Origin of the sequence: Desulfobacter latus, assembly GCF_013389365.1 — a bacterium.
In the GTDB taxonomy this organism is placed as follows: Bacteria; Desulfobacterota; Desulfobacteria; order Desulfobacterales; family Desulfobacteraceae; genus Desulfobacter; species Desulfobacter latus.
Window position 1 is genome coordinate 1 of the sequence record NZ_JACADJ010000017.1, and the last position, 22,635, is coordinate 22,635.

The window sequence follows — 22,635 nt, forward strand, 5'->3', positions numbered from 1 at the left end:
AAATAGACGCTTTTGAACGTTACTGTTCAATCGTTCCAAGGTCAGGTCTCGAAATTTGTGTGAGGACAGTAGTTCATGCCCTCTGGGCTTAACCCAAATCCTGGCCCTTCGGGTCAGGATTTTTACTTATAAAACACTACTTATGATTTTAATAAATTACTTATTGATATTTTTTAATACTTTTAAATCGACTATATAGCATCTCAGCACACCCAACCATAATTCTCAATACAGGATGAAGTCTGGAAATCAAGCTCCGATGAAAGTAAAGTGCTTTATGGTCGAAAATGCCAAATGATGTCTCATGGCACAATTTTTCGACGCGTCCCGGCTTTCCCATTTCAAAAAGTAGTCGCTTACTTTCTTCAAGCCCATTTCGGTAACCGCCGGTGAATGTCTTGATATCGGTCTGCAGTTGGATTGACAGATTTTTAAAAGGGATTTTTTTCTGAAAGTTGGAGAGTGCCAGATAGACCAGAAGGTCATTTTTTCTGATTTCAAATGCCTGATCCAGCGTCTCTTTACCGTATCTATCGATAAAAAGCCTTTTAGCCGCTTTAAAAGATCCGGCAATACGCTTTATCTCGTCATATTGAGAAAATTCAGATTGCTTTGGAAGACGACCGATATCCAACATTGTTTTCCAAAACGCTTCAAATAAATCTTGATTCTCTTGATATAGGGTTTCTCGCCTGGCTTTTCTTCGTTCTTCACTATCAGGATAAAGCTTTAGACTCAGCTCATTCCAATCAATCTCTTTTCTACTGCGGCGAGAGAGAAAATCTTGATACGCTTCTATTTCTTTAAAAACATAGAAAATTCCTGGTCCAACCGCTATGGCAGACGTATTCAGAACATCCTCAAGGTATTGCGCTAACTCATTTTGAGTAAAATATTTTTGAAATGTTCCCTTCTGAGTAATGACACCATCTTTGTATGGCTTTCCTCCGGGCTCTCCATTGACCCTTATGAGCATTACCGAGACGACGAGTACTTTTTTGGTTAAATCAAAAGCCTGATGCAACACATCCACACGTTCTATGGGATCCTCAATAACGTTGATCACAAACCCTAAATTAACAATATCGGATGGTCTCTTTTCATTGGAAGGATTGAACACCGGATCCCACCCTTGGACATCCATCCCCATCTTTTTCAGTGCTTGAAGATCGTCCCCTTGTCCGCAACCGTAATCAAAGAAGGTTACATTCGGGTTCAAAAAATTATATTCTAAAAGCGTCTGGACCGGTTTTGAGAAATTCCTTCTTGATATAGCCGTTTTGTGGCGCTGAATCATAGGAGACGATTTCGGCAAAGAAAAAGGCCCATTGTTATCGGTATGGATATCGATAAATTTTGTTTGAGATTTCTCTTCAACAACACGGATGAGTTCATGATTTTTGTAAGATAATCCTTTTGAATGAAGCAAGGTTTCCCAATTCTTTTTGAATCCTATGGTTCGGGGATTGGCATAAAGTCCTGCTTGCTCTTCGGCTTGGGTCAGTGCCAGATATTTCTCAATTTCGGGATGCTCAGGATCAATGAGATTTTCTTTCCGGTGTAAAATCGGTGGATTGGATGAATTGCGGTAATTAAACTGTCTCACTTTTCCAGTGCTGAGGTCGATGTGTGTGGAAATCTCAAGCTCCGGGTGGAGTGTGTCCCAGAAACTTTTATACTGAAGCAGGGAAAGCTTAAACTGTGATGTAAAAAGCTTGATGACGTTGTGACGGGCATCAAGCTGTGTAGTTTTAAGGATATTTTGATAAAAATCAAAAAGTATTGAAGGCGCAGCTGTCCTAAAAAATTGAAGCTCTATATACAGCGCATCGGGCAGCCTCTTTCCGGCCTTCAGTTGTTTCAGATAATTCTTGTATTCCGTAAAATCCATTTTCAATTCAAAGAAAGCTCATTTTTGATGAATTCAAAAAATTGACGCTGCATCTCCACAGGCATCTGTCGGAATTTGACAATCAAACCTTCAATCTGCATTGCTTCGAGCCGATCTTCCAGCATCTGTTTGAATGTTGCCATCTTCTCTGTCTGTGATGCATTGAAATATGCCGGGATAAATTGCAGTTTGTTCAGCAGCTTCTGGGCCTTGTCTGCGGACATGGTTTCAATGTTATCTTCAGTTGTGTAAATCCCATCAATCCACTCTTCGGCTCTCTCAAATCTTTTCTGCAAAATACGCTTCAAGGTTTCTCGATATGCGGTATTCGTATCCCATACCGGCTCATCAATTTTATTGAGCTCCTCATCGGTTTCCGTAATGCGATGTTCTACTTTTTCCGTCAATTCATCATTGCTGATCGTCTCATCAGCCCATGACATCATATCATTTTTAAATATGGCCAGTTGACGTTGCATGATATCGAAGTCTTCAAGATCAGACTGTTGCCCATCAAAAATATAAAGAATGTTCTGAAGCTCAGTTGCGACTTGATTCACATCTTCAAGTGATGAGAATTCGGCATTATATAACTCGGCAGCTCTATCTTTATGGTCACTTATCTGTTGTCGGCAGCGCTTTTGAAAATTCGAAACCCGCTGAATAACGTCACTGATTTCACTCGCTTCATGTTTTTTCTGACTTTTCTTCAAGATTTTCAGCAACTCATCACATTTTTTAACCCAATCGTTCATCTCCGCAACTTTACTTTGGGGATTGATACTGTGACTTTTAACAAAGGCTTGGGATTCTTCAATAATGTATTGAACCTTTTGTAATTCCTCAATATTGGAGATGATTTTTTTGACATGGACATTCAATGCTTGATATTGATCCTTCAACTCAAGGGAAATTAGAGATTTTCCAATTTGCTCAAGCATTTTGTGCCTGAAATCTCCAATCTGTTGAGATTTGAATATTTTCTGCTGAGGAAGCCATGGGTCAAAAAAATGAACCAACGCTGTTCTTGCTGTTCTACGGAGTTGTTCTACCTTTTCAAATTCTTCACTTGTCCAGGACGATTCATCGGATTGCATGTTTTTGTAGAAGCTATTAATTTTTCGAGCAGCCCAGGAAAGAGATGGTACATTTTCTTTCTCACACGCTTTGGCAATTGTTTCTTCCTGGTAATCTAATAAATCGTTGAACTCTTTAATCAGTTTAGATGAGTTTTCTGATTGTGAGTTCAGGCGATCCCATCTATCATAAAGATGACTCGGCCTGGGGATTTCCCGATTGAGCTCTTCTGCCCGTGTCATGAAATCGACACGACCGATGTGGGTTGTCTCCCGATCCCAATCCTCAAGAAAACGCTGCCATTCGCTTGCTTCAGTTTCCGAAATAAAGCGAATTTCGCTTTTAGCCAATACCTTTGTGTTTAGAAAATTCCCTTTAAAGACTTTGGTTAGCCAAGCCGAAGCGGTAACTTTTTCATCATGTAATAGAATGGCTGTATTATCTTGCCTGGGAGCCAAAAACAAGGCGATGACAAGACCGGCAGAGGCAATGTTGCATCCGAATGGCGGTTTGATCAGACTGTTGAAAATCGCGCCGATGTTCACAATCTCCTTTGACTTCACCTCTTTTTCAATTGCCGCAATGATAAACCGCACCGTTTGATTATCCGGTAGCAATGCGATCCGGCCATCATTTCCAAGGCCCCCCCATCCTTGACGTTTTTTGCCCAGCAATGCATTGACACGGTTTCTTGTCTGAGACGGTTTCGTGCTGATCCAATCATGATTCAATTGCCCTTGAATCAATGCAGCCGTAATTTCCCTGCAATCTTTTGCCGCATTGCCTCTTGCAGTTGAAAACCCATCAAATGGAAATGGAATGATTTTTGGATAGGATTGATCAAACAGATCAAATGTGATTTTTTTAAGGCGCGTATTTTCTATTTTGAATTTTTGGGAATAGACATATGCCTTTTTCCGAAGTAATGTATCGATAATCCGCTTGAACTCATCAAACAGATACCCGGTATGATTTTTAATGAAATGTGAAAATTTCTCATTCTCTTCGTCACTTAACGCCGTTGTCAATATCCAATATTCAGATAACGCCTGTTTCAAGGCACCGTCGGTATCGTGAAGTAAAGCGATGAAAATCGGTATTTTTCCACTATTCCCTTCTGTTTTAAGCCGCTTTTTAAGCAGTCTGGAAACAACCTCACCTGCCTCATCCAACTGTCGTTCCGGAGATACATAACAATAGATCATCTGCCCCCGGTATGAATCGGTTTCAATCGCTTCTTTCCATGCGGTTACGGCATTATCAATAGCCGATTCAATGTTCCCCATGTGAGAGCAGGTGAGCTGAAACCGCCATTCAACACTCTTGATGTTGTTCTGTGGTCCGAAATCGGAATCCATATCATTGATCTCGCCCCACTTTTTCATATGAAGGGCAAAGAGGTCTTCGATCTGATCTGAAGAGAGTTGATTGGTTTTTCGGCGTAAAAACGCGGTGAACGCACTTCTCGGCACCGAATCACTGAGCAGTTCATACCGTTTGAACCGGTCATTCCACTCAATGACGCCAAAATCGGATGTCAGTTTTTCGATATCATTTCTCACGCCATTGAGAGCGACCCCGGAAAGCAGACCGAGCGCAATATCGGCTTCGCTTTGATCCTCGACTTTGATTCCTATTTTAGTGGCAATCAGTATCGAGAGCAGGACATTTTTTTGCGGATCGGATAGATCATGCTTGTATTTTTGTTCAATGCTAACAAAGGCATGGGCCAATGCGCTTTTATTTCCGGATTCCTCGGATGAGAGCATCTCATTGATCACCCAATTGGAACACAATTGGGCCGCAGAAATGTTCCATGGGGTTTCGCTCTGTCCAAGCGTGATGCCGTGCATCTGTTGATAGGCATCGTTGAAAAAACTGATGGCGGATCGTGTCTGTAACTCATTTTCCGTATCTGCCAGACGACAAAGAAACCAGGTCGCCACAGGATGGAGTGGCCAGCAGCCTTGATAGATGACCTTTTCAAATAAATCGTAGCTGTTCCAGACACTATGGGATCCAGCATGGGGCAGCCATTTATTCAACTGACCAAAAAGAGATTTTGCGTCGTTTTCCGCGCCTGGTGAAGTGAGGTAAGTGGAGAGGAAATGTGAATCCTCTTTTTGAATCAGGTGCGCAAAAAGCGTTTCAAGGTTTGTCGATAACAGATATTTTTTTGCAGAATCATATCGACCGATATATCGCTTGATGGTATCTCTTTTTTCATGGGATACCCTGGAAATATAGGCTTTTAACTCGTATTGGATAAAACACACCAGAAAACACGTATCGCTGTTTTCCTGAACGCCCTCAAACAGCTGTTGCAGTGCTGAATCACCGGCGACATGTGGTTTTTCTGCTGCAAATTCAAGGTATCGTCCAAATTCATCAAAAACAATCAGGATTGATTGGAACGGCCCCGCGTCCCCACAATAGTGTTCGGTTACAGTGGAAATGAGATGCTGCAATGATTCCTGCCCAATGGCTCGGATGGGATACCCATTGGCGTTCTCGAAAATCTCATTTACCTTACTGTAGGTGGTTTCATTCCTTGATGCCAGTAAATCACAAATCGAGTCGACGGAAACGGATTCGCCAAATCTTTCAATAAATTCATTTTGTCGAATTTCAAAATTTCGTTTGACAAAATTGGATGCCATGGAAAATCGAGGGCTTAACTCTTCGATGATGGCAGTATCGCAATTTGCGGATTTGAGTTGGTGTAGAATCTGCCGAGTAATCTCTCCGGAGAGATCGAAATCATCCATTCCGTTGATTGCCACCACTAAAAATGGATTGGAAATCTGTGAAAGATCACTTCGAATCGCCTTGCCGATCTCCGGATCGGCGGATTCGATATTGGCAAGAATATTCCCGGATATTTCGCTGTGTGGCGCGGAGGTCAGCATGGACAGGGTCAAGCCCAAATGAGATTTACCCGTTCCATAGCCTGCAATGGCAAGCGCGAAAGGATTTTGTTTGTCATCTGTTGTGGTAATGGCGGAAATGATTTGACGGGTAAAGCCAGCGGTATCCGTCAAAGCATATTTTCGATCGGCAACGCTATCGTCATCACTGACACCATGATATTCCGGACCGTGGAAAACAAAATGAGACGCTGCCAGCCGGCTTTTTTCAATATCACTTTCAAACCACCCGATTTTAACAGCACCATTAAAAAATAGATCTTCATTAAAACTGACAACATCAGATAACTGTGTCATATGCGTTCTCCGTTCATTCAGGCTTTTATTGTATGTTGTGGTAGGAATTGTGAGCTGCCATGGGCCTTATACAAGGTCATCATATATTGTCCGCCAATACGCACTTGCGTCTGACTTTCTCGTTATGATCCAGGGATTCATCTGCCGATCAACGTCCACCGCTTTTTTGTTCTGGAGTAAATCCCAAATAAATTCCATTTGCGATTCATTCCAACCACCAATACGCCCCCAGTATGTTTCCGATTCAAAGTCCGTCACCGTGACTTGACGTTCCCGGGAAAAGTGCTTTTCAAAAAGAGAGAGAAAATGCGCGCAATACCCGTCCGAAAACCCGTCAAGCAGCGGTGCGGGAAACCGTTTAATCATCTCATTTTCTACAGAAAGAATACGGGATGTCTTAAAAGAAGCAGGATCATCGTACATTCCAAACATTGGTCCGGCCATGGTTTTCTTCGGTCGCTTTCCTGTGGCACGCCGTAAATATTGGTCTAACTCATCTTTTGAAAACTGCATCCCGATGGCATCCTGACCCGGCCCAAAGGTCAAAAACCAGATATCTGCACCATGAAATCGACGGCATAGATTGAGGTGGGCAAGCCACTGGGTCAGCTCTTCACTGAAGTTGGGATCTTCGAGAAGCACTGTTCTGCCAAATGGTGTAAGACACGGTTTTTTCTCAGCGCCTCTGCCTTTACTTTGATCTTCAATGAGCCCCATACCTAACGCATAATTAAAGATCGCAGGCATTTTTCCACTGGATTTCCCCATGGGAATCCCGGTTTCATCAGACATTTCCGTAAACGATCCGGAAAGATCATCTGCGGCATATCTAAGTATGGCCGTGAGATAGTGCTTTTCGGGTATGAATGTTTGATGAAAATTGTGTGGCAGTCGCAGACTCGAATCAGTCATAATGGTTTCCTTTTATGCGTTCCGGTAGAGAGGTGATTTGAATTCGATAAGCTTTATTCTCATATAATTTGTCCGCTCCTTTGTTCCAAACCGGACCAACTGAGTAGCATTGCCCCTTTTGTAATGTTGAAAGTCGTTCTCTCCACTTCAGAGCAGCTTCACTGGTTGTTTTTTCAAGAAGCTTCGCATATTCGTCAATTTCCGGAGTGGCGGGTTTAAAAAATAGTTTATGCGCGGCCTGAAAAAGGCGATCCTGCTCTTCCGATTGTAGATTCCTGATCGTTTGAGTAGCTAAAATATTTGAAATACCGAACTTTCGTCCTTCTGTTAAAAATTTGGCCAATGGGCTTTCCAGTTTATGATTTAAATTTTGAATTTCATCTAAAACCATGACCCTTGGGTGATCTTTGCTGCCATTGCTCCGGCAGTACCAGTAAAAATCAACCAAAGAAAATTCCGTGATCAACTGTGAAATATCCGGTGCACATCCTGCCATTTGAATGATATGAAGCCGATGCGTTATGTCTTGAAAAAAGCCTTTCCAACTGTCGGGCAGATCCCCTTTAAACGGTTCTTGATCGACAAACGGTTCGATTCGACTCAGCAGTGACGTTGCTGCATTTTTTTTAATACCTTTTTCAGTTGAATACTCTTCCAGTATGTCGATCAACTTTTCGAGATCCATATTTTTATCATAATGCTGCAACCCTTCCTTAACCGCTTTGTAAAGCGCACTTTTCTGCTGATCTCCCAACGGATATACTGAACCGAAAACACTCATGACTCGACTCGCTGTATTGTTTACCTTTTCAGGTGATTGGCGACCATTGATATAGTTATACTGTTTTCTAAAAGGGTTAATGGGCAATGGCGTGTCAGCAACGTAATATTGCTTGGGCTTGACAGTTTCTACAATTTCGTTTTCCAGCTGATTGGCATCAAAGCCATTCGTATAATCAAGAATGACTGAGTTTTGATTTAATGAACTAAGCTCATAAAGAATTGATTGAATTGCATAAGTTTTTCCGGCACCGGATTGACCAAAAATCAAAAAGTGTCTGTTATTTAACTGTTCATGGCCAAATTCCCAATAAATTTTTTTATCCGTTTGGGTCATGTTACTTATCGCATGACCAAGGAAAACTCTTGATGGTATTTTGTTCTTATTTTCATCGGGTGGGGAGATAGTCTCTTTACCCTCAATGTCCTCTAAAATACCAATAGGATCTTCTGGGGGAGGGGTTTCATATTCACTGGTATCTGAAGCGTTCTCAGAGTCGTTGCCCAAAAGGCTGAAACCGTCCAATTCTTGTTCAGTTTTTTCATCAATCCCATCCGACTTTTTTTCATCCTCGCCATCCCCATATCGATAGATGATCGATGTCCGAGGGATGGGGATCAAAGCGGTATTATCACCATCACAACACAGGGAATGAATCAAATCCTTTCCACAAGAGACGACCTCCATCTCCATATTCTGATCATCGAAATCAAACGGCCACTGTTCATCAATAACAAACTGATCCCCGATTTGATCTTTCCAGAAAACCAGCGCCGATGCATGCCACTCAATGGTGTAGTATCCACCAAGTACTTTTTCTAATGAAGCCATTACCCGCTCGTACTCATGGTGGGCGATTTTACTTTTACCGGCAATTAAGCGTTGCAGCTGCCCCCACCAGTAGCGTTGATCATGGCGGCCTTGATGGGATGAACGAGAAGGTAAAAATGTCGGAATGAGATGACGCAACCCCAGTTGAAGTTGATCATGGGCTTTTTCAAGGTGAGCATCGGCATGATTGGCGAATTTACACTCTATCAGATGCGCCGAAATATGTACGATGCCATCATCTTCTATGCAGGCAACAATTCTGAGAAGATCCGGGAGAGAACCGGTATCTGCATCATCAAACCAGTGACGATAGGTATCTAAGGATATTAACTCATCACACAGGAAACCACTCTGATCTGCCTGTGACGGTAATGCGGACCGAACCAGTGCACATGCAATAAGGTTTCGGACATATTCATCTTTTGGTGCAGTGGCCCTTACCAGAGACATCCCGGCCAGCGTTCTTGCATGGGTGACAATGGTGTGGGCACCGATATCCAAGTGATCAGGTTCCCAGGGGCCGACCAAACGATTCAACTGTCTGGCAATGCCTTTTTTGATCGTATGAAGCGACGCTTTTTCCGTTGATACGGTGTAATTCAGCTCACCATGGGCACCCAGACCGGAAGCAAATCCGATGATTTCCCGTTTTGCCATGCCGGTATGGTTGTATTGGGCGATCAACCGCTCATCAATGAACGGATCGATACAGACGACCCATGAAGACTTGCCGTGAATCTTATCTATCAGATCGACCCATTTCTCAAAATTCCCTGTGGTTCTTACCACATGGCTTTCACCGATTTGTTGTTTAAGTACGGCACTCATTTCCGAATGCACCGTCGCAAGCTTAAACTGACGATTGCTGATGATGCGAGCGCGTCGATTTTGTGCCCCAGGGTCGTCACTGTTCCCACAGGGCATCTCGACAACCGGATATTTTAAGTTGTTATAATCAACCTCATAGGGGGCCATGGTCAGAAATTCATTTCCACCGCTTCCCGATTCGATAAAATTGGGTAAGAGGGTGATATCAACCTCATAATTTTCCCTTGATACAATATTGTTATAATCTCTGATTTCATTTTCTGCGGAAACAAACCGCTGAGAGATGGAGAGTCTGCATTGGCTATAATACCCATGGGTGTTGTCACTCTCTGCACCGCTCCACCGCTGACGCCACGCTTCCAGCCAATGGGCAATGACATGATCTTCCCCTGTCTTGGTCAACAAAATCAGCGTCAAATAATATGCTGGGGCATCCGAATCGTTCCGGTGCCTCAATCTCTTTTCTAAAAACTGGTCAATTCCGGCAATAATGGCCTGAATATTACGAATGTTGATGACGGCAATTGAAATACCATCTTCGGCATGGGGATGAATCTTAACGTACTCCTCCAGAATTCGAGTAATCAGACTGGATTCACGGCTACTTCTGAAAAGCGCTTTGTTGGAAAGGGCTTGATCTTCCGGGGCCTCATATTTAAGCAGCATTTTGGCCGAGAGAATTCCCCCGCGTTTTTCAGGGGCACCAAATTTATGCAGCATCACTCCCATGGATTGCGTCTGGGTGTTCAATACCCTGTCTTGCCCACTGATCAGGCCGAAAAGAGGGTATTGAATCGTCGTGAGCGCACAGATATTCTCCCATGTCTTAATGGGGATTTTCTGCTTGTTGCGATCCATAAGATATTGTTCCGCTTTGGCAGAAAAGCTTTGCAGCAGAAAAACATCCCGATGACGAAGCATTTCAATCAACGCCGGATGAATACCGGTAATAAGCGCGGAGTCGATATAATTGTTCCAGAATCCAAAAGGATGCCCATGCGCCGGTTTTTGCAAAATGAAAAATGCTTTGTAAAACAGTGGAAGCAAAGGGCTTTTACTGCCCTGTCCGGTACCATGTCCCATCATATTTTTTGCGGTATTTTCATATTCTTTGCTCACATTGAGCCAATCATTGGAGAGTGCATGAAAAAAACCCTTTTCCAGGCAGCTTTGAATAAAATTGCCAAATGCATAGGAAAGGTCTTTCAGACATGAATACCCGGAATGATTTGGATCAATGTCCGGAGCATCCAGAAGATTTTTGACCTGAAGGTTATTTACCCCGAGTTTGAAAACTCGATTGGCCTCTTCCGGATCGGATACGCTGAAAATTTCTTCATAATGAGGGATATGGCAAAACGGCAGGAAATGGTCATTTTGAGTCTCTTTATGAAGTTGCTCATACAGTCGAATCAAATTTCTATAGGAATGGATTTCCGGAAGCAGCCATTGAAATTCCTTTTCAACGGTGAGCTCTTCCGGGAACTCGGGTGAAGCCTCGAAAATAACGCTATCACACTCTTTTTTGAACTCATCCAATGCGTACCACAACCCTGTCAAAATGACTTCAATAGGTGTTCCATTGATTTGTTTGGGCTTGGATGTTTTTTTGGAATCCTTTGCTTTAGGTTTGAGTCCAAGAATTTTGTCCTTGATAAAGACAAAATCGGTTTTCAGCAGACGTTTTCGGGAACCTTGGGTGTTGTTTCGATATAATCGGCAAGGCATCCCCAAAAATCCTCGTCAGATGAGAATTCCGGTAAATTTCCTGCTCAGCGTAGATTTGAAATTCATTGAATGCATTTTCAATCCAGGGGGGCAAAGGATGACCGTAATTGAGCGTTCCAAAGGGTATGGGGGACCACCCGGTAAAAATCCTGAAGGCCGGATTTGTCGGTTGCCATTTCGACGCCCACAAGAAGAATCACCATGGCAGAATATTTTCCGCTGCCATCGAGCTGTTTATTTCGAGACAAGGTGAGTTGATCTTTTTCGTCAACCCATCCCTCTTCTCGTATTTTTTCTATAAAATTATTGCTTTTAGAAAAATGGATAGTATCATGGCCAAATAAATTTGGAATTACTCATTACTCAATGCAAAATTTTATTTCAATACTATCTTTGAAGGGTAGAGCCTATTTTAATGGACATCAACACCGCCAAAACCCTTTTTGATAATGTTACCATGTGGAAAAAAGGGGGGCAAAGAGCCCCTCACAAACCGCTGCTGATTCTTCTTGCCATCTCATATTGCGTTCAAGGCAACGGACGATTTACAAGTTTTGCTGAAATTAACGACAAATTGAAGCAACTTTTAATTGAGTTTGGCCCTACCCGGAAAAGTTATCGTCCGGAATATCCTTTCTGGAGATTGCAACATGACGGGCTTTGGGAGTTAACCAATACAAACGCTTTTGCAAGTCAAGTGGGCAAAGGGGATGCCAAAAAAAAAGATCTGATCTCGTTTGACGTCCATGGCGGTTTTTCACAAGAAATCTATAATTTTTTGATGTCAAACCAAAATGAAATTCCCTCCATTGCCTCATCCATTCTGGAAAAAAATTTCCCATCATCAATTCATGAAGATATTTTGCAGGCGATTGGTCTTGACTTTGAGACTGATACCGGCATGAAAAAACGGCGTGATCCGAATTTCAGAGATAGAATTCTAAATGCTTATGAAAATCAATGCGCGGTCTGTGGATTTAATGTTCGGGTTGGTAACGCTCTGGTTGCACTTGAGGCAGCGCATATCAAATGGCATCAAGCTGGAGGGCCTGACCGCGAAGAAAATGGAGTTGCATTATGCGCTCTTCATCATAAATTGTTCGACAGAGGTGCTTTTACTTTATCGAAGGATATGAAGATCATGGTTTCAGATAGGGCCTATGGTACAAAGGGATTTAACGAGTGGCTTATGGCATTCCATGGAAAAAGTATTGCACAACCTCAAAGGCCGTCATTTTTTCCAGAGCCCAAGTTTTTGTCATGGCATGTGCGAGAAGTTTTTCAAGGATATGAAAGACATTATGATGCTTACACCAACGGGATTGAAATATCTTAGCGAAAAAAAATCCGGCCTTTTAAGCAGCAGCTCCATCTCTACTTGCAGATAGTTTTTACCTTGCTGAACATGCGCGGCTGAAATGTAAAAAGTGCTTTTCTGCTTCGGAAGTTTCCGGCCTTCCTGATGGTGCTTTTCATAAAATGCGGCAAGGAAACCCCTGAGTCTTTAGGTCAGGGGAGGAATGCCGCCCTCCTTATAATAATTTAGTAGCCCAGGCACGAAACCTCAGCACGTCGTATTGTAGGAATAACCGTCAGATGCATGAAGCAGCCTGCAATATTTCCAGCTAATGCCCTGTACTGTTTTGTCCACTGTTTTAATGTTAAACGAACCGCTTTTTCTGACAGCGACGCGCCCGATGTACGTTCCAACCTTTTTGCCGGAAGTGACAACCGCCTTGACGATCTCGCCCGTCTGAAATCCTTTGACTTTTTTCTCAGTTGACTTTGCTGTTGTCCGGGGGAATCCGAACTTGTTTACCCTGCACATCTGCCTTGAACCATGACCGTCTGCCTTTACAATCAACACGGTTTTGTCGATCTGAAACATCTTTTCAGGTGTGCTTTTGCCTACACAGGCGGCATCGAGCCAATGCGTTTTGTGAAGTCCCCTAGTCGTCCGGTTGAATTTTGTCAGACCGCCGGAGCCGATTTCAACCGGCAGTCCGGTTTTTTTCAAGGTACGGAACAAGTCCCATCGGGTCGCATTAACGGCGCCCGCATCCTTGAGCGGCATTTTGGACTGTTTTTGAATTCGTTTCAACAGTCGCGGTTTCCTTGAAAGGAACTGTTCGAGTGGTTTGTTCCCCTTCTTCCTGTTGCACGCCGTACAGGCCAGTGTCAGATTGCTGACTCTGTTTGAACCGCCTTTCGATCTCGGCACGATATGTTCAATCTCCAATGGGATATCTGTTTTTCCGCAGTAGGCACACGTTCTGTCCCACTTCTCCAGAAGGTATTCCCGTACCTCATAGCCCATGAGTTCCCCCTGCTGATACGCGACACCTGATATTTCGGGATTCTGTATTTTCTGCATGTCAAACCGAACCAATTCCATTGAAATTGCCTGAATATTGCAAAACCGGCACAACCGGTTGACCCAGGTTTCGATATTGTGAATCCGGCTTTTTAATGAAGGCGGCAACCATCCTTCCGCCCTGGTCCGGTTATCAAAGCGCGGCTTCCGGTATCGCGTTTTCCGGTTTCTCCGGGATCTTCTGATGGCTCGTCTTGATTCCAGATTATTTTTGATCTGCTGGCCTCGATGTCTCAGTTCCATGGCAAAAACAATCTCTCCGGTATCGTCGTTAATCACGGCAATTCCGGTGTCTCTACTGCCCGGATCAATCTTGATCCGCAACGGGTTTGATGCCACGTCCAAAACGGTCTCTTTCAAAATGATTGTGAAGGGGAACTGTCTGAAAACTGCGGCTTTCCCTTCTGTCAAAAGCAGTCTTGCTTTTGCCGGATGTACCGGATTCTGCGGCTTTTTGTTTGTATCCAGAACAAATACACTCAATTTAAAAATCCTCTTGTTTCCAAGGTAATGTTTGCCTCGTCAATGTTATGATCGGGTTTGGCGCAAGCAGCACCGGCTTAACCCCTTAAACCTGTTTAACCACTTGCCGTAGAACCTGGAGCTGGCGAACACCCCAGGGTACCTATTTCCGATCTAACGTAGTGCTCGAAGCACTTAGACTGGTCAACTTTGGGGCCTTTTCAAGCCCCTCGGTCTTCAGCCGAGGGGTAGTTGACGTCTGCCAAAAGAGCCGCGGTTTATTTCAGTATCAAATTTCATAAAATGCGGCAAGGAAACCCCTGAGTCTTTAGCTCAGGGGAGGAATTGCCGTCCTCCTTATAATTAAGATAGTAGCCCAGGCACCGGACCTTAGCACTCTGAAAAATCTTTTCAGGTGTGCTTGTCCCGACACAGGCCGCATCGAGCCAATGCGTTTTGTAAAGTCCCATGGTCGTCCGGTTGAATTTTGTCAGACCGCCGGAGCCGGTTTCAACCGGCAGTCCGGTTTTTTTCAAGGTACGGAACAAGTCCCATCGGGTCGTGTTGACGGCGCCCGCATCCTTGAGCGGCATTTTGGACTGTTTTTGAATTCGTTTCAACAGTCGCGGTTTCTTTGAGGGGAACTGTCTGAAAACCGCGGTTTTTCCTTCTGTCAAAAGCACTCTTGCCTTTGCCGGATGCACCGGATTCTGCGGCTTTTTGTTTGTATCCAGAACAAATACACTCAATTTAAAAATCCTCTTGTTTCCAAGGTAATGTTTGCCGCGTCAATGTTATGACCGGGTTTGGCGCAAGCAGCACCGGTTTAACCCCTTAGACCTGTTTAACCACTTGCCGTAGAACCTGGAGCCGGCGAGCACCCCAGGGTACCTGTTTCCGATCTAACGTAGTGTTCGAAGCACTTAGACTGGTCAACTTTGGGGCTTTTTCAGGCCCCTCGGTCTTCAGCCGAGGGGTAGTTGACTCCAGTTCCGGATTTTTTGGTAGTCATTGAACATAAAATCCATTTCATCCTTGGTTATGGCGGCCCCGGAGTCTTTAAGCGGCGTGAAAAAAGCCGGTGCCAGGGTCTCGTCTTCCGGGGTCATGCCTTCCCTCTGGTTGAATTCCCGGGCCTTGGCTGCCACGTTCAGGGCAATGCCGGCCAAGTTCTCCTGTGATCCGTTGATGCCTGTTGCCGCCGTGACCATCTCTCCGAGCAGTTCCCAGGGGTAAAGATCCCGGTAGAACTTGCACAGGATCATGGTGTCAAACAGGGTGAGCCTGTCTTCAAAGTCAATAAAGAGTTTTGCCTTGCCTTTTGTCTGTTTGGGATCAATCATGCCTGACAGTTCCGGCTTGTAAAAGGTCGCCCGCAGATGGCAGGCACCCCGGTCCGAGGCGGCATAGGCCAGGCCCATGCCCTTGAGTACCCTGGGGTCGTAGCCTGCCGGTTCCATGCCTTTGACATGAACGGCCTGGTCCTCCAGACCGTAAACTGCGGCGGCGTGACGAATGCCTTTGGCCAGGGTTTGGCCGATGCCCGCTTCATTGGTCCCAATTTTGACTAGTAGTTCTTCGATGGCCCGGGCGTCACCGAATTGAATGGCATAGTCGGATTTTCCCTGTTCGTGGGCCATCATGGCAAAGGATACCAGATTGCCGGCAGTGATGGTGTCTATCCCCAGACTGTCGCAGACATGGTTGAGCCGGACAATCTCTTCCACCTCCTCTACCATGCACAGGCCGCCAAAGGTGTATAAGGTTTCGTACTCCGGTCCCTCCAGCACCAGGCCCTTGTGGGCCCCCTGGGTGACTTTTGTCATCCGGCCGCAGGAAAGATAGCATTTGGCGCAGGCATGGGGGGTGACGTCGCATTGGCTGTGCAGGGCATCTGATGATATCTTTTCCCAATGGGGGGCATATCCTTTGGTCCAGTACCGGGTGGGAAAGGCCCCGGCGTTGTTCATGATCTTTACCATCTGGGAGGTGCCCATGGATTTGTAGGCCTGGACCACGGGATGATCCTTGGCCTCGGCAGCCATGCTCTTTGCAAGCTGGGTCAGTCCTTTTTTATCAAAAACCTCCCGTTTTTTGTTGCCGGTAAAAACAATGGCCTTCAGATTTTTTGAACCCATGACCGTGCCGGTGCCGGCCCGTCCCGCACACCGCCAGCCATCGTTTTTAATGATGGAAAATTTGACCCCGGCCTCAGCAGCAGGGCCGATCACGCTGAGTCCGGTTTTCCAGCCTTTGGGATATTTGTCGCTGAATCCGGCTTTAACGGCTGCCTCGGTCTCAAAGGTGTCTTTGCCGGCAAGGTGACGGGCGTCGTGGAAAAAGGCCCCTTCCGGGGTGATTTCCATCAGGGTCAGGCCATCTGACCTGCCGTGGATGACAATGGCGTCAAAGCCTGTGGCGGCAATGGCTTCAGGGACCTTGCCCCCGGAATAGGATTCGGCATAAAGACCGGTCAAAGGGGATTTTGTAAAGACCCCGTACCTGGAACTGCCCCAGGTGGCGGTGCCCGTTACAGCGCCCGTAGCAAAGATCAGCCGGTTCTCCGGCGAAAGGGGATCAATACCCGGCGGGTTCAGCTCTGTCAGCAGCCAGGTGGCAAGCCCCTTGCCGCCCAGAAAGTTTTCGTAAACCGCCTGATCCCCAGGCTTAATCTCAGCCGTCTGATTAGACAGATCCACGTAAAGAATTTGATTAAAAAAACCTTTCATTTTCATCTCCTTTTTCCCTTGAAATACCTATCTGCTACAGCAATATTTTTTGTCCGGGACAGCTCTCACCAATGTATTATATGCCGTACATATCCTGACAGAAAATGCCGACTATTACGAGCTATCTTAATATTCTGATCAAGTTAATCAAGTTATTATTCGTAGTCGGTAGAACACATAGGGGGCCACAAAGGTCCAAACAAGGTTACTGAGTCTGATTTTATCAATCTTTTTTCAACTTTCACCCAAAAATTCAGCTAAATAACTTTGCCAATAGTTGAAAATTAATTATCAAACAGGCTATAAGAAATAATCTAAAAACAGTATTGAATCAAGTGGTTGAAGATGCTGATGATACTATCATTACACGCCGTGATTCAGAAGATGCAGTTGTGATGTCACTGGAAGCTTTCAATAGCTTCATGGAGACTTTTTACCTTTGAATAATTGTTTTATTTATATTTGTGATTAAGTTTATTATCAAAGCCATGAGTTGGGCTGGATTATCATCATCATTCGGGCTCAACTCTCAACAAAAATGAAAGGAAGATTTAAATATGATAAATGTTACCAAGACGGCACAGGAACAGGTTAAACTCTATTTTGAGGGCAAAGAAATTACACCCATCAGAATTCTTCTCAATGGAGACGGATGTGCAGGGCCAAGTCTTGCCATGGCTTTGGACGAGAAAAAAGAGACGGATGCCGTGTTTACCTTTGATGGTGTGGAATACATCATGGATAAGGATCTGATGGAAAAAGCAAGTCCTGTGGATGTTGATTTTTCAGGTACGGGCTTTCGCCTTGAATCCAGCCTATTACCACCTGCCGGGTGCAAGGGGTGCGGTAGCGGCACATGCTGTAGCTAATGTTGGAACAAAAAGTCCCCCGGATGCGCCTTGCATCAGGGGGGACTTTTCGTCCAACCACGGTTTTTGTTCAAGCAAGAATTAATTAAATAGTATAGGAATTTCCAGTACCCAGCACCCAGTACCCAGCACCCAGCACCCACTACCCAGCACCTACCAGCCCGCCCAAAGGGCGCTAATTTAAAAAGTTTAAGTTTTTCAGGCCAGGATGTAATTCGGTTCTCTGAGTATATCCTCAGTCTGTACAGGTTCAATTGCAGGCGCATACATGTGTGTTTCCATGGACGGCGCCTGTATTCTCTGGTCATGCAACACGCGGACCATGCCGTCGGCAAGTCCCTGCATGGGGACATGGACTTTTTTGCACCGGCCCCAGGACATGGCTTTAATGTAGATCCGTGCACCCGGAATAATAACGTCTGCCCGGTCAGGTTTCAAGTTAAAGCGTCTCATCCGTTCTTCCAGTCCATAATCGGCCAGTTCGTTTCGTATTTTTTTTATTTTTTTTCGCGTCACCCATGTCCCGGGACGACCCTTGGCCAGCTTAAACAGTTTGTTGATGTTACCACCACTGCCAATGGCCTCCACAGACTTGTGTCCCCGGGTAATTGTTTTTAACCAGGATTTCATAAGATCCCAGTCCTGCTGCCGGGCGCGGTTGTTGAGCAGACGGATGGTGCCTATATTGAAGGAACGACTGGCCTGGACCCTGCCGTCACAGAACAACGTGATTTCCGTACTCCCGCCCCCCACATCGATAAACAATGCTGCTTTTTCTGATGATGTCATTATTTTATGGCGATTCTGAAAAAGGTAGCGGGCTTCCTGTCTGCCGTTAATAATTTCAATGTTTATACCGGTTTGTTCCCTGATTGTGCGGCATATCTGCCGGCCGTTATGGGCAGTTCTCATGGCCGAAGTGGCACAGGCCTTGAGCGCCACAGGCTGGTATGCATTAATAAGGTTTGCAAAACCGCCCATGGTTTTTGTCAGTTTGCAAGCCCGTTCATCCGAGATCGCACCCTGTAAAAAGGCATCTTCACCCAGGCGGATGGGCATACGCATCCAGGAAATTTTTTTTACCCGAAGTCCGAACTCTTCTTCCGATACCATGGCTAAAAGCAGGCGGACGGCATTTGAACCGATGTCGATGGCGGCGTATCTTGTCATTGAATCCATAATGGTTGACATCTTAATTTAATGACGTCATTATATCAAGGGGTGAAACAAGGACTAACAAGGATCTAACATGGTAAAACCCAAAAAGGTGAATACGTCCCTAAGGCTTGAAAAAAAGGTACTCAAGGTGCTTAAAATTCTTGCCATTGAAAAAGAAACCAGCGTTCAGGCCATTATTGAAAACTTGATCTATGAATACATTGAAAAGAACAAGGAAAAATCAAAACAATGAATCTTCCTGCTTCACAAACGTTTATGCTGTCGGCCGGCATTAATGTCAAAAAAATCAATACCATACTAAAAGATGCAAACATGACCCTGGCAGGCAATGCATGTGAGCCCGAAGCGGGGACCGTTCTGGATACCTTTGATGCGGCGGTTCACAAGTCAGACGCCCTTTTAATCCAGACGGCATCCGATCTGGTCACGATCTGCTGGTCAGGAGATGTAATCGCACAGGCTGCGCCGGAATCCGAATGGCAGTTTGCCCGGGATCTTCCCCAGGGGCCTGTCAGGGATCTGTTATTGGATCTGTCGCCTTTGCGGGCGTTTATACCGGAAGCTCAAGTGAGCATTGTTCGGGATATATTCAGTCTTTTGGATGACGAGCAAAAAACCTGCTGCCGCGTTGAAACGGTCAGTTTGAGCCGTGGGGGAAATACCTGGTCCTGGCTACGGACTCGTCCCATGCGTGGTTACAAGGACAGCCATGCGCTGATATGCGATATTTTGAAAAAAATGGAAAAATCTGAGCTTCCGGCAGAGGTGCTTAAACTGAAGGTTTCAGATTATACATCCAAGCCGGTTATTCGCTTGTCTGAAAATGACCCTGCCAGGAAAAGCCTCTGTACGATTGTTCAGGCATTTTTGCAGGTAACACGGCGCAACGAACCCGGACTGATCAATGATTTGGACACTGAGTTTCTTCACCAGTGGCGGGTCAGTCTGCGCAAAGTACGTTCCGTACTCACCCTGTTCAAAGGCGTGGTGGCCACTGAAACCCTCGACCGGTTGAAGCAGGATTTCAGGGATATTATGCAGGATACCAACCTGATGCGGGACCGGGATGTTTATCTCTTATCCAAGGACGATTATTTTGCCCTGGTGCCGCCCCAGGCCCACCCGGGTCTTGGGGTTCTTTTTGAACTATTGCAACAGGAGCGGGATGAGGCCTTTGAAAAAGTTAAGACCATGCTTGAATCCAAGGCCTACAAAAAACAAATAAAATCCATTCAAAAATTATTTGAAAATCCCAAAGACTTGCCCAAAGGCCCCAAGGCCGATGCCCCGTCCAAGGCGTTTGCAGCAGATCTGGTTTTGAAGCGATATAAAAAGGTGTGTACGCTTGCCGGGAGTATAACCGATAAAACCCCGGATGAGACCATTCATGAACTGCGCATCCAGTGCAAAAAATTGCGGTACCTGATTGAATCGGCCCAGCCTTTATTTGACGTCAAACAGGTAAAATCCCTGCTTAAAACCCTTAAAGGATTGCAGGCGCATCTGGGAAGTTTCAATGACCAGTCTGTCCAGCAGGCCACCCTGGCCCAGTGCCTTGACCGTTACCCGGACACCGCGCCCAATGCCAAGGCCCTGGCCGAAAGCATCGGGGCGTTGACGGCCATGCTTTATCGCAAACAGCTGGAAGAACGCCGGCTGATTATTGAAAATCTGTCCCGGTTTTACAGTCCGGAGACACAGGATGCGTTTAATGCCCTGTTTGATTTAAAAAACACAGCGACGAAACAAGCCAATACCCAGGTTGATTCATAAGGAGATATTATTTTCGTGAAACTTATAGCTTGTTATTCCAACAAAGGCGGTGTGGGAAAAACCGCAGCCTCGGTCAACCTGGCGTATGCCAGTGCGTTAAGCGGCAACCGGACACTTTTGTGCGACCTTGATCCCCAGGGGGCCTCGGGGTTTTATTTTCGGGTGAAGCCATCCGAAAAATTGAAAAGTAATATTTTTTTTGAAGGTACGAAAAAATTTGCAAATGCCATCAGAGAAACTGATTTTCATAATCTGGATCTTTTACCGGCCAACATAAGTTTCAGGGATTTTGATATTTTTCTGTCCCGAATGAAAAAGAGTCGCTCCAGGCTGAATAAAGCGTTGAAGCCGGTTGATGGCGAATATGACATGATTCTCCTGGACTGCCCCCCCAATATTTCACTGCTTTCGGAAAATGTTTTTAAGGTGGCCGACGGTATTGTCGTACCGGTGATCCCCACCACCCTCTCCCAAAGAACCCTTAAACAACTGTACGAATTTTTCAAAGAACAGGGGTATCAGGCATCCAAGATCTTCCCGTTTTTTTCCATGGTCCAGCAGAGTAAGTCCTTGCACCTTGAGACCATGGAAGCGATTCGGACCGGGAATAAACAGGTGCTGAACACCTGGATACCTTTTTCCACACATATCGAGCGCATGGGCATCCACAGAGCTCCGGCCCTGTCCTATGGCGAAAAGGAAGAGGCGGTGGCAGCCTACGCACAATTGTGGCAGGAGGTTCAGAGATTGTTTGTGCATTAGGGACTGGGGAAAAAATTGATGTAACACTTAGTGACACAGGAGACATCATTTGATATGACGATCTGGCAATGCACCATGTGCTCTACGACTATGGACCAGGAGGAACAGCCTGAACAGTGCAGCAGTTGCGGGGCTGACAACCGCGTTATTCTTGATAAGGAAACCGTTCCCCAAACCCTTGAAGCGGTTCGGGACAGGGCAAGAAAAAATCTTAAAGGGGTTTGTGCGGCCTACCCCGCCTGTGACGGCAATTTTGATAAGATCTGCCAGAAAGAGGCCTATGGCAAACCCATTGGATTCGGCGGTGCCGGTGCAGGCTTCTCCTTTCGAGCAAATGTTGCATGCCTTGAGACGCTGCGCCTTAAGTTAAGGGTGGTGGGGGAACATACCGAACCTGACACCTCTTGCACATTTTTAGACACAACGTTGGATTTTCCGGTCATGGCAGCTTCCACGGCAGGTGCTGAGCGCTACAACAATGCCATCAGTGAAGAAGATTTTTGCAGGGCTGTGATCCGGGGCTGTAGAGATGCCGGTACCATAGGCTGGCGGGGGGATACGTTTTTTTATACCCCGGATGATAACCCCGCACTCAGCGCCATAAAAAAAGAAGGTGTACCGGCGGTTCCCATCTTCAAACCCAGATCCCAGGATGTCCTCAAACGGCTTTTTATCATGGCCGAAGAACTGGGATGCCCTGCGCTTGGTGTGGATCTTGACGGATGCGGGTCTACCATTATGGCCCGGCATAAGCAGGCGGTATTCCGTAAAAGCGTTAAAGATATCAAAGAACTGGTCCGGGCCACGTCGCTGCCCTTTATTGCCAAAGGGATTATGACGGTGGAGGATGCCTTAAGCTGTGCGGATGCCGGTGTCAAGGTGGTGGGGGTGTCAAATCATGGCGGCCGGGTGCTTGATGCAACGCCGGGAGTGGCAGAGGTGCTTCCGGATATTGCCAAGCAGCTTAAAGGCCAGGTCACCATCACGGCAGATGGTGGGGTCAGGACCGGCTATGATGTGCTTAAGATGCTGGCTCTGGGCGCTGATTTCGTTCTTCTGGGCAGGGATGTGATCCGGGCCGCCCTAGGTGCAGGTTCCCTGGGCGTCGGAATACACATGGAACACGTTCGCAAGATATTGAAAAAAGCCATGTTTATGACCGGGGTCAGCACCATCGCCGAAATTGATTCATCCATTTTGTGCTGAGCAAATATC

16 protein-coding genes are annotated in these 22,635 nt (G+C 45.6%); 7 read left to right on the forward strand and 9 right to left on the reverse strand.

Going from position 1 to position 22,635, the window contains the following annotated elements:
- Positions 1-160: 160 nt before the first annotated feature.
- From HXW94_RS07030 to HXW94_RS07050, 5 genes are all read right to left on the reverse strand, one after another.
- Positions 161-1,891 carry a DNA phosphorothioation-associated putative methyltransferase gene (locus HXW94_RS07030; protein ID WP_178366189.1) on the reverse strand — a complete coding sequence of 577 codons (1,731 nt, stop codon included), beginning with the start codon at positions 1,889-1,891 and terminating at the stop codon, positions 161-163.
- 2 nt (positions 1,892-1,893) lie between these two features.
- Entirely contained in the window at positions 1,894-6,192 is a 4,299-nt protein-coding gene (locus tag HXW94_RS07035) for a rhoptry family protein (RefSeq protein ID WP_178366190.1), read from the reverse strand.
- A gap of 66 nt (positions 6,193-6,258) precedes the next feature.
- Positions 6,259-7,104 carry a DUF4007 family protein gene (locus HXW94_RS07040; RefSeq protein ID WP_178366191.1) on the reverse strand — a complete coding sequence of 282 codons (846 nt, stop codon included), beginning with the start codon at positions 7,102-7,104 and terminating at the stop codon, positions 6,259-6,261.
- Positions 7,097-11,272, reverse strand: coding sequence for an ATP-binding protein (locus tag HXW94_RS07045; protein WP_178366192.1), 4,176 nt, complete (start codon positions 11,270-11,272; stop codon positions 7,097-7,099). Before HXW94_RS07045 ends, HXW94_RS07040 begins: the two co-directional genes overlap by 8 nt.
- Before the next feature lie 77 nt (positions 11,273-11,349).
- On the reverse strand, positions 11,350-11,520 hold the full coding sequence (locus tag HXW94_RS07050) for a hypothetical protein (RefSeq protein WP_178366193.1): 171 nt from the start codon (positions 11,518-11,520) through the stop codon (positions 11,350-11,352).
- Between the two features lie 167 nt (positions 11,521-11,687).
- Here HXW94_RS07050 and HXW94_RS07055 point away from each other — a divergent pair, with 167 nt between their 5' ends.
- Positions 11,688-12,608: a phosphorothioated DNA-binding restriction endonuclease gene (locus tag HXW94_RS07055; protein WP_178366194.1), complete on the forward strand. Its 921-nt coding sequence runs from the start codon at positions 11,688-11,690 to the stop codon at positions 12,606-12,608.
- 228 nt (positions 12,609-12,836) lie between these two features.
- On the opposite strand, the gene iscB is transcribed toward HXW94_RS07055, so the two are convergent.
- The 3 genes from iscB to HXW94_RS07070 form a co-directional block, all read right to left on the reverse strand.
- Positions 12,837-14,129 (reverse strand): RNA-guided endonuclease IscB, encoded by a 1,293-nt coding sequence (gene iscB, locus HXW94_RS07060; protein ID WP_178366195.1) that lies wholly within the window; start codon positions 14,127-14,129, stop codon positions 12,837-12,839.
- A gap of 275 nt (positions 14,130-14,404) precedes the next feature.
- On the reverse strand, positions 14,405-14,857 hold the full coding sequence (locus HXW94_RS07065) for an RRXRR domain-containing protein (protein ID WP_218576607.1): 453 nt from the start codon (positions 14,855-14,857) through the stop codon (positions 14,405-14,407).
- A 216-nt stretch (positions 14,858-15,073) separates the two neighbouring features.
- The gene (locus HXW94_RS07070) at positions 15,074-16,837 is read right to left on the reverse strand and encodes an aldehyde ferredoxin oxidoreductase family protein (RefSeq protein WP_178366196.1); all 1,764 of its coding nucleotides are present in this window, start codon (positions 16,835-16,837) and stop codon (positions 15,074-15,076) included.
- A 302-nt stretch (positions 16,838-17,139) separates the two neighbouring features.
- On the opposite strand from HXW94_RS07070, the gene HXW94_RS07075 reads away from it, so the two are divergent.
- Both HXW94_RS07075 and HXW94_RS07080 read left to right on the forward strand, forming a co-directional pair.
- Positions 17,140-17,280, forward strand: coding sequence for a type II toxin-antitoxin system Phd/YefM family antitoxin (locus tag HXW94_RS07075; RefSeq protein WP_425484214.1), 141 nt, complete (start codon positions 17,140-17,142; stop codon positions 17,278-17,280).
- A gap of 114 nt (positions 17,281-17,394) precedes the next feature.
- Positions 17,395-17,706: an IscA/HesB family protein gene (locus tag HXW94_RS07080; RefSeq protein ID WP_178366197.1), complete on the forward strand. Its 312-nt coding sequence runs from the start codon at positions 17,395-17,397 to the stop codon at positions 17,704-17,706.
- A 198-nt stretch (positions 17,707-17,904) separates the two neighbouring features.
- On the opposite strand, the gene HXW94_RS07085 is transcribed toward HXW94_RS07080, so the two are convergent.
- Entirely contained in the window at positions 17,905-18,876 is a 972-nt protein-coding gene (locus HXW94_RS07085; RefSeq protein ID WP_246293780.1) for a Ppx/GppA phosphatase family protein, read from the reverse strand.
- Between the two features lie 79 nt (positions 18,877-18,955).
- On the opposite strand from HXW94_RS07085, the gene HXW94_RS07090 reads away from it, so the two are divergent.
- Genes HXW94_RS07090 through HXW94_RS07105 form a run of 4 tightly spaced genes read left to right on the forward strand, consistent with a single transcriptional unit; the run spans position 18,956 to position 22,626 of the window.
- Positions 18,956-19,117, forward strand: coding sequence for a CopG family transcriptional regulator (locus HXW94_RS07090; protein WP_178366198.1), 162 nt, complete (start codon positions 18,956-18,958; stop codon positions 19,115-19,117).
- On the forward strand, positions 19,114-20,658 hold the full coding sequence (locus HXW94_RS07095; protein ID WP_178366199.1) for a CHAD domain-containing protein: 1,545 nt from the start codon (positions 19,114-19,116) through the stop codon (positions 20,656-20,658). The genes HXW94_RS07090 and HXW94_RS07095 overlap by 4 nt, the downstream gene beginning before the upstream one ends.
- A 15-nt stretch (positions 20,659-20,673) precedes the next feature.
- Entirely contained in the window at positions 20,674-21,420 is a 747-nt protein-coding gene (locus HXW94_RS07100; RefSeq protein WP_178366200.1) for an AAA family ATPase, read from the forward strand.
- 54 nt (positions 21,421-21,474) lie between these two features.
- On the forward strand, positions 21,475-22,626 hold the full coding sequence (locus HXW94_RS07105) for an alpha-hydroxy-acid oxidizing protein (protein WP_178366201.1): 1,152 nt from the start codon (positions 21,475-21,477) through the stop codon (positions 22,624-22,626).
- Positions 22,627-22,635 lie beyond the last annotated feature (9 nt).